This is a genomic window from Chloroflexota bacterium, from assembly GCA_026710945.1.
GTDB lineage: Bacteria > Chloroflexota > UBA11872 > VXOZ01 > VXOZ01 > VXOZ01.
Genome location: JAPOQA010000020.1, coordinates 56,486 through 68,889 on the forward strand (window position 1 = coordinate 56,486; position 12,404 = coordinate 68,889).

Genomic DNA, 12,404 nt, shown 5'->3' on the forward strand with positions numbered 1-12,404 from the left:
GTCGGTTGGCCGAACTAAGGACGGAAGAGCTTCGCTTGCAGGTCCGCGAAGCGATCGCGCATCAGACTCTGTCATCGCCGGGTGAATTAGCCCGTCCCTAGCAGCGCGCAGCAGAGTGTCACTGGACAAATCGGAAAGCGCGGCTAGGGTTCGGATTCGGATAGGCAGGCGTGGTTCTGGTCTAATGTCTAGGACTTGCCTTAGCCGGCTACCAATCGTCGCGAGGAGGCGCGCATCGCGGGGGGTAACACCTGCGGCCTCGAGCACAAGTTGATAGTCGTCAGCAGCCAATTCCCGCCGGGCTTCACTGATTCGCATCCCCTGCTCAACAAGAGCCCGACCCGCATCCGTGCGGGCATTTGCAAGGTATCGTGTCCAATCGCGAGGCATGGAGGCTTACGAAAAGACGGTTAGATTCGAGCGCGACATATCCATTTTGACAAGCAGAAGTGAAGGTACACCGAATAAGTCAACCAGCATTTCACCTGGATCAAGCTTGTCTGCACTAGAAAGAAGACCCTCTCGGACGGTAGGGAGAGCCTCTCTCAACGTGCCAAGGTGACGGTGACGCCCAACAATTGTCGTATTGAGATTGTGACGAATGTTCTCCGGAACGTCGCCCGCATCCTGAACTGCAATAACGTATCCAATGCGAAGGGAGCGTCCCTTCCTTATGCGTTCAGCGAGCATTCCAGTTGCAGCGCTTCGCAAGTAACGCGAGTCTGCCCTAAAGATGTCCGCAGCCTCGTCGACTATCATGAGCAACTCAGGAGCAGGATTAACAGCCTGACTCGTATCTGATTGAATTGAGCGGGACCTGACATCAGCAGCGCGACCAAGTAGGTGTGATAGAAACAGCGCGTACCCTCGGGCATCACCTTCACTTATTCGGATCACATTAAGGCCGGGAAGGAAAATGTCGTCGATAGATCCAGTCTTGCGTTTCGGCTCACCAAGCGCACTATTGGAAGGTTCAGGATCAATGAAAGCTGGGATTCTGCTTTCACTACGGAATAGTTTTCGTTTTATTGCCTGTAGGGTTGATGTATGTAACTGAACAGTTGCATCACCAAAGAGGGCATCTATATCCCTCGCATTCTTGGTCCGCACGAAATCTACAAGATCGTGGACTGTCCACTCATTGTTATCTTCTTTCTCGGAGAATGCGTGGACTATCGTTGCAAATGCTTCTGCCTGGTTTTCTTCGCTCGCACGATGAAAGACAGTGCCAGCTAGTATTTCTGGGTCTAGAGTGCGGGCGGACAGGCTTAGAAGTCTCGCATGTTCATTTGGGTCATTCTTGTCCAATGTCCAGTAACGCACTGAGCCGCTAGTCTCACTACCGTCGTCGGCATCACCCTTCCAAAGGTCAAATGCGTGCTGAAGGCTTTCATCAGCATCGAGGTTACGTTCATGGTGGTTTTGGTGATCTGGCTTGTGATCGAACAGAACAATGCATCGGGTCATAGAGTCGGCAACATGAGCTAAGTTAGCAAGAAGATGTGATTTGCCTGAGCCGGTTGCGCCAGCAACAAGGATGTGATGATCAATAATACGTTCATTGACGATGATTGGAACAGAAGCGTCTCCACTGCGCGCGAGGCTGCCGATGCGACAATCGTCGCCGTCAGACTCTGGCAGGCGAAGATTACCTATGATCTCTTCAGTCAGAGCAGGTCTGGCCATAGCCCCTGTTGATGGTCTCGTAAAGGGTGATTGGGGTTCTCCATCATCGCCAATGTGAGCAAGAATCTCAGCTTCATAGAAGCGGACATTCGAAACCAGAGCCTCCTTCTCGTACCCCCGGCCTTCGATTAGCGCTAGCATCTGGCTTAGGGCGATAGTATCAAAGGGATGGGGCGAGAACCGACTGAGATTTCGATTTGGCGAGGAAACCTGGAGGAAGAATCTCTCGTCTCCATCATTTGAAATCAAATATGTAAAGAGCGGCACTAGGTCGTCCTCGCCGGTTCCGATGAGACGGACAATGTCTGTGTCGGTGCTCTGGTCATCTGCAATCTGCACTAGCTGAGTCATCGCAAGTCCCGTTCGTACGTGAGTTCTAAGAATCGATCAGGGTCACGCAAGGAGTGCCTAGCTAACACTTCTTCCCTTGCAGAAGCTCCATTGAAATGTGAGCGCACATGCAAGTCGGCTATTTGAAGCAACATTGGGATGTCATGTTCTGCAGACCCACCCGGATCCTGCCCAAGAATGGCCAAAGCCAGTGGGACGAGATCACGCACGCACTCAATGCCATATGCCTTACGGTTGAGCTTATAGATAGCGCGAACTACACGGCTAGCCCTATCATTTATCCAAGACGCTATTGCTTCCTGCCCACTGCTGAACCTCTCGCTGAGTAGATTAGACCAGTGAGCAAGAACGAAGACCTCGCCTGGTTCTAGCGCACATCCAATGGCTACCAACAACGGATTCGCCGATATCTCTTTGATGAACCCAATCGCACGTCCATTGACGAGGATCCTTTCAAGCAAGTCTCTTGCAGTGACCTGAGAGAGCAGGTTTTGTGTCAGAACTGGCCCGTCGATTAATGCGACATGTCTTGAATCTTCCTGCAACCACTCGTACGCAAGTTCTCGCTCCTCATACTCTCGAAACGTACTTACCCATGAAATCTCGTTCTCACGTGCCCCCCGTAAGTAAGTCCCCCAATTCCGAATGTTCTCATCCCATGACTTAGAAAAGTCTTGCATAGAAGCATAGGAAGACGCACGTGTGCGTGTAACTCTCGCTCGAGGTTGATGGCGGGAACGAGGTGTGACAGCGACTACACCCGCTGCGTAAAGAGTGTCAGAGACGAAACGGAGTGCAGAAATTGCATCCGTCCCGTCGACTGCAGCTATCTGGTCCGATTGGTAGAGTTCCCTAGCTGGTTCTTGGTAGGGTTCAGCAAGATCGGAAACCTTTGAGATACCCCCACCATCTTGCTCAAGTAAGCGGCGGACAGCTTGGATGATTTTTTCTTCGTTTTGAACTGAGACACCCACAAGATCCGGAACATCACCAAGTGCAAGGTAAGAATTAGTGATGTCAAGACGCTTGCTATGGGCATCTCTAAAGAAGTCATAGGACGAATCAATACTTGCCATATAAGGAACACTTGGGATCAAGATGAAGAATATACGCGAATTCTATGATACCATAGGTTGCTGCCAGTGTCTGCATCTGAATACGAGTACGCGCGTCGCCATAGGATCTCATGCTAGAGAACGAGCATACAACCCAGAAGTCACTGCGGGCCGCCACAAATCACACCGTCGTTGACGCGACTCTGATCGAGGTTTTTGAAGGGTAGACACACCCTCACGTAGACAGTAATCTGTACGCTACGGAAGTGGGAACACGAGAGGAGTATCTAGCGCATGTTGACCGCGTGGGTGCTCATCGTCTTCTTAGCCTATTTTGCGGCGCTCATTGGCATTGCGGTCTTTCGCAGCCGCCAGATGCAGGAGATGTCGGACTACGTGCTCGCCGGCCGCAAGGTTGGCAGCTTTACCTCGGCGTTAAGTTCCAGTTCGTCATCCACCAGTGGGTGGACTATGCTCGTCTTCCCGGCGCTGGCATTCATGAACGGCGCCGTGGAGTTCTGGACGGTATTTAGCATAGTCTTTGGCTTTTGGTTGACGTGGGCCATCTATGCCAAGCGGCTGCGCCGGTACACGATCGCGACGGACAACTCACTTACCTTTCCTGAGTTTTTCGAGAAGCGCTTTGGGGACAAATGGGGCGTGTTGCGCACGCTTTCAGCCGCGATAGCCCTCTTCTTCATCATCTTTTACATTAGCTCCGGCCTGATCGCCGGATCCAAGCTGCTGAATACGGTATTCGGCCTCGAGGGCATTGTGGGCATTTTGGTGACTCTCGTGGCTGTCGCATCGTATACCTTCATTGGCGGCTTTCTCGCCGTTTCCCGCACCGACGTCTTCCAAGCCATTATCATGTTGGCCGGTTTCATCATCTTGCCAATTTCGTTGCTATTCCTCACCTCTGATCCTTTACAGGGCCTGGAGGGCACGGCCGCCGGCTTCTGGAATCCGTTTACCGACGCGTCCGGCGAGGGCGTCACGGTCACCTTCCTGCTTTCGACAGCCGGCTGGGGCTTGGGCGCCTTTGGCTCGTTGCGCATACTGCAGCGCTTCATGGCGGTGGAAAGCGAAGGGCGTATACGGCCCAGCCGCGATATCGGCACGCTTTGGGCATCGCTCATCTTCATGTTTGGCCTCATGTTGGGGCTGGTAGCCTTGCCGGCCCTTGGCGAAGTTGGGAGGCTCGATGAAGTCATCGCCGATCCGGAGCGCCTCTATCTTGTTGCCGCGACCGCCTTCTTTCCGCCGATCATTGCGGGGGTCCTGCTGTCGGCCGTAATCGCCGCCGTCATGAGTACGGCAGACTCACAATTGCTCTTGGCCTCGGCCATGGCGACTGACGACGTACCGTTCATCCGGCGCTATGCCTACGCCAAACGGTACGTCTATGTGCTCGGCGCCTTTGCACGCGTCTGGTTGGGCCGCTTCCTGCTGGTCGTAGTCGGCGTCATCGCGGCCCTCTTGTCCATCTTCAACCCCGATTCGGTGTTCAATCTGGTCTCGTACGCGTGGGGCGGCATGGGCGCGGCCTTCGGACCCCTGCTCTTGCTCGCGCTCTATTGGCGCCGCTTCAACTTTTGGGGAGCACTCACGTCCATGCTCACCGGCACGGTCGTTGCCTCGATTTGGGGCTACTCTTCCGGCGGCCCCGGCGGCATTATGGACATCCAACCCGCCACACCGGGCTTCCTCATCGCCATTCCCTTTGCCGTCGTTGTCACGTTGCTCACGGCCAAACCTTCTGAAAAGATGACAGAAGTATTCGACGACGTGGCTACCGGCTGGTCCGCTGCGCGCGAGATCTAACGCGAAACGGCGTTGAGAGAGATTGCACAGGCAGCTTTGGGCACTCCGTAGCGGCCACGACCCCTTGTGATAGGAAAAACACCCGCCTTGCGGCGGGTGATTGCTATACAAGCATCGCTTCGGACTGGCGCTTGCTCTTTAGTGTCTCAGCGACCTGATAATCGGACCCTCTGCCAACATCTGCGCGAGTTGACCGGCGCGGTCAACTCGTCCGAAATAGTTGCAGGGAATGACGTCGAACGGCTCCAGGCGGCGCATGAGTTCATCGAGCAGCAAGTTCTGGCCGATATTGTCAGTGGCGTAGTGAGGCAAGCGCACCAGGGCGATGCCGTGCTCGCGGCAGGCGGCTACCGTCTCCGACCCCGCCGAAACCTGCACCACAGTTTGCACGCCAGCCTTTGCTAGCAGCGGAAAGGCGCTGGGCGGATAGGCATAGCCGCCGGCAAACTTCGCGTGCATGCGTCCGGTGAGCTGCGCCGGGTCGCCGGTCATGATACGGGGCACTGCTCCGATGCGCGCGGCTTCCTGCATTTCCGGTAGCGTCAGCATGAGTTCCACGACGTCGCCGACGGTCTCCGGCCTTTCGCGCGCAAATAGCGCGTTGATGTATTGCCGGTGTGCATAATCAACCGGTGTATGAATGCATGCCAGCGGATACCCCAGCAGCTTGGCCGTATCGGGCCCGATGCGGTGCATGTCTTCGTGCTCCTGCAAGCGTGCCGCCATGAAGTCGAAGATGCAGGCGCGGGCCTCATCTTCCGGCACGCCCTCCCACATGAGATAGTCGGCGTTGATCTCCATGAAGTCGGCGACGAGGGAGGCGGAGATACCGACGCTGTTCGTATGGTGGGAAATGAATGCGTCAATCGGGGTGCCCTTGGCCGCCAGTTGTACCCCAAGCAGCATCTCTTGCACGTGCAGGTTAATGCCGACGAGCGCAGTGCGAATCGGTGTTTCTGGCGGGCCGTTGGATATGCGCACGTCGCCGTAGGGATTACGAAAGCGCTCCTGATCGTAGAGCGCTTGCTGCCAAGCAGGCAGAGCGGCGTACTCGTCGCGGCGTCGCTGCAATTGGCGCTCTATGGCCGCCTGACCCCTGGGGTCAAGCTCGCGACCGATTTCGATGGACGTCTCGTACAAATCACGTAGAGTCATTCATGTGCTCCCATGCCCCAGCCCGGACGCTAGCCGCGCTCATGCCCCTCTCACTGCAAAATCGAAACTATGCGTCGAAGAAGACGTACAATCACCCCCTCCCCAATCCACTCTCACAGTGTACACTCCCATCTGTACAATGGGTGAGTGCCTGGACACCGGTTCGAGGGACCAATGAGGACGCTATCCTCACCCGCGTTTCGCATGCTGACCGGACGGCAGGCCGCGGAAACCCGACAGGAAGCCATCGTATCCGGCGAGGCAGGGAAGATGTTGCGGCGAGTTGCGATTGTTGGCGGAGGTATTTCAGGTCTGGGCGCCGCCTGGGCGCTTAGTCATCACCCGGACCACTTTGACTTCCGGCTGTACGAGGCGCAGGCCCAGATTGGCGGGAATGCGATTACGGCCGATATGCCGCAGGAAGACGGCTCCTCAATCCCTTTCGACATTTCTGTCACCGCCTGCATCCCGTCGGTTTACCATCACATCCTGTTGTTAATGGAGCAATTCGGCATCGATCTGATCGATACCAAGTTTAGCTACAGCGTGAAATACCGCGGCCAGGTGTATGCCCACGACTTCGATTCCGAAATTAGAGAGCAACTGCGGTTCGAGATCCAGAAGTTCCAGCAACTCCTGCGGCGTCTCCACTGGTTTGGCGGGTTGACTCGTTCCCAGTCGAAGCTGCTCAACGCTCTCAACCCCTTCAACTACCTAAGCATGGGGACGCTGCTGAATTGGGGAGCCTATTCCGGAGATTTCAGATTCAAGATTCTGAAGCCGATGTTCGTCAATTTTCTCATGGCGACGAACGTGTTCGATATGCCCGCGTCGCTCTTCGCGCGGTATCTTGAGTTTTTCGATATCGAGAGCGCCACGCCGATGCAGACGTGGGACCAGGGAACACGGCGTATCTACGAGAATCTATCGGCTGGTTTCCAAGACAAGATCTACCTCAGTAGGCCGGTACGCAAGGTGTATCGACAGGAATCCCGCGTCGTGGTGGAGGACGAAGCCGGTGGCCGAGAGGTCTACGATGAAGTCATCTTCGCCTGCAACGCGAACCAGACGCTGATGATCCTCGACAAGCCCACGTTTCTGGAGCGGTATATTCTCTCTTCAATTCGCTACGAGAGCGAGCTCCACAACCATACCGTCGTCCACTCGGATTCCTCAGTCCTGCCGGACAACGACGTGAAGCCTCTGACGACCCGGAGCAATCACATCGAACAGTACGGCGCCAGGCCGGACAACTATGAAATCACCTACATCATGCACAACCAGCAACCGTGGGCTAATCGCTCGGATAAGCCCTGCCTGGTGACGTATAACCCGATCAGTCCCATCGATGAGCGAAAGGTCGTGAAGAAGTGGTGGTTTCAGCACATCGTTCACGACGTGCGTCACGTCGCGTGGCTCGTGAACATCTTTCGCTTCATTCAGGGCAAGCGGCGGACGTGGCACTGCGGCGCGCACACCCTAGTCAACAGCCAAGAGACCTGCTTCGTGACCGGGCTCGCAGCGGCACGGCAGCTCGGTGCAGACTACCCCTTTGATAATCCCGGGGCAAGGCGCATGTTCAACTACTACGGCAGGATCATGTACGGTTGGCGCTTCAGGAAGGCGTAGCACGGGGTTTTCCCCCGCCAGAACACTCGGAACGGCGACCGCGCCACCAGCGGACGCAGGTTGCAAACGTGTCCTGAGCCTGTCGAAGGGACTGCGCTACCGGAGTTGCGGGGCACTGAGAGTGCACTGTTCCTTGCCGGAAGAGTACGTGCAATGTTGCTGGGACTCGTCCCCCGCCACTTGGCGAGGAACGCCCACTCCATCTCTGGCAAAGCGCTAAGCGGGCAGGACGTGAGCCGTGCAGCAGCCACGGCGGTCAACCGGTCGGCAACGTCAGGCAGTTGGGCCGCCATTTTCGCTCACGTCGGGATAGAACTGGGCGCAGTAGCGGCGGTACCTGGTGATCTCGCCGTCGGAACGGCAGAGGCGCGGGCGGGACTGATACCGTTTGCGGCTCCAAATGACCTCATCTTGCCGTACTTCCCATACTTGCTGCGACGCCGTAAACCAGTTCATGATTGGCGCGCGCATGCCCACCGGCAGAAAACCCAGGCCTGCGAGCCAGCGATTCGGCTTGCGCAACTCCCGCACTTGCGAGGCCAGCGACATGTCGATGAACGTGCCGTCCACCGGTGTCGCCAGCACCCAGAGACGCATGTCCATGCCGATCGAGTGTTCGCGAATGTCCACGAATGAATAGCCGAGTCCGTGGACATGCGTGTCGGCGGTAAGATCAAACGTGAGCTTTGCGACTCTCGCGATCGAACGGGTGGACCTAAAGTTGAATCGGCTCCTCAGATAGGGACCGTCCACCGACACCGGCTCAATGCGTTCCACCTTGCCAAAGCCGTGGATGTAGCGCAGGTGGGCCAGGTCCACCGCGTTTTCCGAAGTCTCCTGGGGATGGCCGGCAAAGCGCACCGTGCGGATCGCGAGATCGCACCAATCGCCATCGTCGGGCGCAACTGCGGGTAGGTGCCATTGCGGCTCCCGATCGTGAATGCCATACCACGCAAAGATCATGCCGACGATTTCCTGGGTCTCGAAGACCCGCAGCCCTGTGTGCCTCGGTGGAGGCGCGTAGGGGGTGGCGACGCACGTGCCGGTGGCATCGAACTCATAGCCGTGAAATGGACATACGAGCCGGCCCTCGCGCACGCGGCCCCCGGCAGCAGGGCTCAGGTCGGAGCCCAGGTGCGGGCAATAGGCCTCGGCAACGCAGATTTGGCCGCTATCATCGCAATACACGACGATGTTCTCACCCATCCAGGTCTTGTGGATGAGCTTTTCCTTCTCGATGTCCTTGCGGCTGGCGACGAAGTACCAACCCTCTGGAAATGGAGAAGGTATGGCAGCAGACACGGGCATGGGGGAGGAGGTTTGCATAACTAGAATCCGGACACACTGAGTTGAGGATTGACATGTGAGTGTCTGTCGGGTAGTGTACGCTTATGGTAACATACGTCGTGTACATTTCCTACTGCCGCTAGGTTTACTATAGCAAGCGGCAGACTTTCGCTTCCCAATTTTCACCCTACCCATTGCCCGTGAAGCCGTGCCATCACTTTCCGGTGGTGCGATGCGCCAGGGCGATCTGGGCCAATCCTGACCCCCCCCCCCGGAGGCAACGCAAATGGCAATCGCAACCGACCGTGTAGCCACCCATGAGTTGACGTTGCCTCAAGAACTCGTCCTGATGCTCCTCAATGAGGAGACCGGCTACTTTCGCCAGGTGGCCGGCTGGGACCTCAACTGCGCCATCGTCGGCGCCATACTTGCCGAACTCTTGGTCAGGTCCCGCATTGACATGGATAGGGAAGCCCTTAGAGTCCTCAATCCCACGGAGACGGGTAACCCCGTCTTGATCCAATTCTGGAGAAAATTGCCGAAGAACCGGAAGCACATAACGTGCAGTATTGGATCGAGCGGCTTGTTTTTCGCGCCCCGGCAATCGTCGACCAGATCATGGAGCGCTTGGTTGAGTTGAAGATTCTGGACTACCACGACGGTGAATTCTGGACGCTGTCCCGGTCTTCGTGGCGGACGGAACTGTACTCCGAATCGCATGAAGTGACTGCGGCTGAGTTCGTTAAGACTCGTGTGAGCAGAGCAATTTTCGACAACGAGATTCCCAGCTTGAGAGATGCTATTGTAATCAGCCTCCTCAACACGTGCGATGTCTTGCGCTTTATCTTCCAGCTTGATGAGGAGTCTGAAGAGCGTATCAAACTCCTCTGCAGGATGAGTCTAATCGGCCGGTCAGTCGCCGAGGTGGTCGCCAACAACTTTGCCGGAGGCTTGCTCCGGCGCTCCGCCCTTGCCAAATCGATTCCGGTTGTCCCATTGCACAAGGTTTTGCTGAATCCGCATTTGCGCAGCGGCAACCTTGCGGCGATCTTTGCGGAACTGAGAAAAGAGTACGGCCCGGTGTTTCAGTTGCGTCCGCCCTTTTCCGAGCCTCTATATTTCATAGGCGGGCCCCGCGTAAATCAATGGGTGCAACGAAACGGGCGGCAGTACCTACGGGCGCGGGATTACTTTGCCGACTTCGAGAAGGTCTACGGCGCGTCCGGACTCATTCCCGCCGTGGATGGAGCCGACCACTTCCGGCTGCGCAAGGCCATGTCTCCGGGGTATTCACGCGAGAGACTGGAGGCGCAACTGGATGAGGTCTATGGCAACGCCCGCGCGTATATGGCGGATTGGAAGGTCGGTGATGCCTATTCTGCGCGGTCGCTGTGCCGGCGGATGATCAATGCGCAAATTTCGCCGCTCATCGTCAACATTGAGTCACAAGACATCGTCGATGACCTCATGGCATACAAAGAACGGGGTCTCTGCACACACGTCGCGCGGGTTCTACCCAAGTTCATGCTCTATACCCCCGGCATGAGACGCCGGGCGAAAGTCGTCAATGAGGTGACGAGCCGGGTCCAGCAAGTCCATACGCCCTCCCAGCGCGCGGGTCGTCCACGGGATCTTGCGGATGACCTTCTCAGCCTTCAGGCCAGCGATCCGCAGTTCCTGCCGGAATCGAATATGCCGTTCATGCTCTCGGCGCCGTTGCTTGCCAGCATGTATCTGGGCGATGCGCTGAGCTTCGCGGTCTACGCCATGGCGGCGCAGCCCGAAATGTACGCAAGGATTCAGAAAGAAGCCGACGCCTTGTTTAGAGATGGCGATCCGCAGGGCAAAGACTTCACCCTGGAAGCACTCGACGTCACGCACCGCTTCCTCATGGAGGTCATGCGCATGTACCCGGTTGTGCCCATGTCTATTCGCAACGTCATGAACGCCTGCGTGGTGGAGGGCTTCGAGCTGCCGGTGGGCGCGCGGATCCATATCGCTACGACCGCCTCACACTACATGGAAAGTGCCTTTCCCGAACCCTTCAAATTCGATATTGAACGCTATACGGCGCCGCGCTTTGAGCATCGCAGCCGGGCGTACGCCCCCTACGGCCTGGGTACACACACCTGTCTCGGCACTCGGCTAATGGAACGGCAACTGGCGATCAACGTGCTGATGATCGCGCACTACTTCAAGCTCGAGGTATCCCCGGAGAAATTCAAGCACAAGCTGACGTTCAGCCCGTTCCCGTCCAACAAACCGAGCGGGAAGCTGAAGTTCGTCATTGCCGATCAGAGACGCGAGATAAACGTCTAATGCACCATGGATCGCCCGAGAAACCGGGAAGGAGAGGGACTAAAGGGGCTTAAGAGCCAGGAAACAATATAGCGGCGTGAATATCCCGGTCTTGCCGCCCGCGACGTAGGCGTTGGCAGTCCGATCCAGCAGCTTGACGACACGGGCGGAGCCCGTTGGGAACACCCCCAGCACCTCGGCCAACCTGGATGCCCCGAAAACCGCCTTGCGGCCCAGCGGAATCCTGATAAGGGCGTTGCCGAGCGTTCCGTGCCGGGTTTCCATGGGCCGATACCACGGCGTGGTCGGACCGTTCTCCCCAACAGCCCGATCCCTCCCTTCTATGACCTGAAATCCTGCAGTTTCGAGGGCACAGTCCACCTCGTCCATCGTCGCGACATCCTTGAGCGCGATGCCGTGCATCAGTTCCTTCTTGATAGCCCGGTGTCGCTCGTCACCGGGATTGAACTTGCTCGTCATGCACATCTCCTGGCCCCAGAAGAGGGCCCCGGGTTTCAGCACGCGGTAGATCTCGGCAAACGCGCCCGCCTTGTCCGGCGCATGGCACGTCGACTCGATCGCGTACCCCCGGTCGAATGAGTTGTCCGCGATGGCGCGCATGTCCATGAAGCTGCACGCGAGGTAGTCGATCGCATGGTCGAGCCCCGCCTCGGCGTCCAACGATCTCGCCTTGTCCAACTGGATTTCGTTGCTATTGACCCCGACTACCCTGACACCGGCCTCCCGGACGACACGGCGCAGCGGGCCGCCGACCCCGCAACCGACATCGATCACCGTCATGCCCTCGCGCAACTCCAACTTGGCGATCATCAGCCGCTGGTGACGGATCTTGGAGTCCTCCAGGCTTTCATGGGGCGACAGCGGTGCGAAGTGAAGGGACTCACCCCAACCGAACTCCATGAACTCGCCGCAGAGGTCGTAGTATTCCTTGACAGTTTCGGCGTGGTCGTAGCCCGTCGGGACGGCGTCCTCCACGTGTGCTTTGTCCATCCAGCCATCGAAGCGATTCACGCGACTGTGGACGTCCGTTCCACGGTATTGAGCCTTCAGCCGGTTGGATAGTTTGCGGAATTGCAAGGTTCTTTCCTTTGCGGAGTA

At 57.0% G+C, this 12,404-nt stretch carries 8 protein-coding genes and 1 pseudogene; 4 read left to right on the top strand and 5 right to left on the bottom strand.

Annotation, left to right across the window (positions count from 1 at the left end):
* Positions 1-396: 396 nt before the first annotated feature.
* Both OXE05_03780 and OXE05_03785 read right to left on the bottom strand, forming a co-directional pair.
* Positions 397-2,025 (bottom strand): DUF87 domain-containing protein, encoded by a 1,629-nt coding sequence (locus OXE05_03780; protein MCY4436435.1) that lies wholly within the window; start codon positions 2,023-2,025, stop codon positions 397-399.
* Between the two features lie 8 nt (positions 2,026-2,033).
* Positions 2,034-3,113, bottom strand: a complete 1,080-nt coding sequence (locus OXE05_03785; GenBank protein ID MCY4436436.1) for a hypothetical protein — start codon at positions 3,111-3,113, stop codon at positions 2,034-2,036.
* 273 nt (positions 3,114-3,386) lie between these two features.
* Between OXE05_03785 and OXE05_03790 the strand changes: the two genes are divergently transcribed.
* On the top strand, positions 3,387-4,916 hold the full coding sequence (locus OXE05_03790; GenBank protein MCY4436437.1) for a sodium/proline symporter: 1,530 nt from the start codon (positions 3,387-3,389) through the stop codon (positions 4,914-4,916).
* Between the two features lie 138 nt (positions 4,917-5,054).
* On the opposite strand, the gene OXE05_03795 is transcribed toward OXE05_03790, so the two are convergent.
* The gene (locus OXE05_03795) at positions 5,055-6,071 is read right to left on the bottom strand and encodes a hypothetical protein (protein MCY4436438.1); all 1,017 of its coding nucleotides are present in this window, start codon (positions 6,069-6,071) and stop codon (positions 5,055-5,057) included.
* A gap of 174 nt (positions 6,072-6,245) precedes the next feature.
* Here OXE05_03795 and OXE05_03800 point away from each other — a divergent pair, with 174 nt between their 5' ends.
* The gene (locus OXE05_03800; protein MCY4436439.1) at positions 6,246-7,700 is read left to right on the top strand and encodes an FAD-dependent oxidoreductase; all 1,455 of its coding nucleotides are present in this window, start codon (positions 6,246-6,248) and stop codon (positions 7,698-7,700) included.
* A 273-nt stretch (positions 7,701-7,973) separates the two neighbouring features.
* On the opposite strand, the gene OXE05_03805 is transcribed toward OXE05_03800, so the two are convergent.
* Positions 7,974-9,008 (bottom strand): Rieske 2Fe-2S domain-containing protein, encoded by a 1,035-nt coding sequence (locus tag OXE05_03805; GenBank protein MCY4436440.1) that lies wholly within the window; start codon positions 9,006-9,008, stop codon positions 7,974-7,976.
* 328 nt (positions 9,009-9,336) lie between these two features.
* Here OXE05_03805 and OXE05_03810 point away from each other — a divergent pair.
* Both OXE05_03810 and OXE05_03815 read left to right on the top strand, forming a co-directional pair.
* A pseudogene (locus OXE05_03810) lies at positions 9,337-9,857 on the top strand (GPP34 family phosphoprotein).
* A gap of 24 nt (positions 9,858-9,881) precedes the next feature.
* The gene (locus tag OXE05_03815) at positions 9,882-11,306 is read left to right on the top strand and encodes a cytochrome P450 (GenBank protein ID MCY4436441.1); all 1,425 of its coding nucleotides are present in this window, start codon (positions 9,882-9,884) and stop codon (positions 11,304-11,306) included.
* Positions 11,307-11,345: 39 nt separating this feature from the next.
* On the opposite strand, the gene OXE05_03820 is transcribed toward OXE05_03815, so the two are convergent.
* Positions 11,346-12,383, bottom strand: a complete 1,038-nt coding sequence (locus OXE05_03820; GenBank protein ID MCY4436442.1) for a methyltransferase domain-containing protein — start codon at positions 12,381-12,383, stop codon at positions 11,346-11,348.
* Positions 12,384-12,404 lie beyond the last annotated feature (21 nt).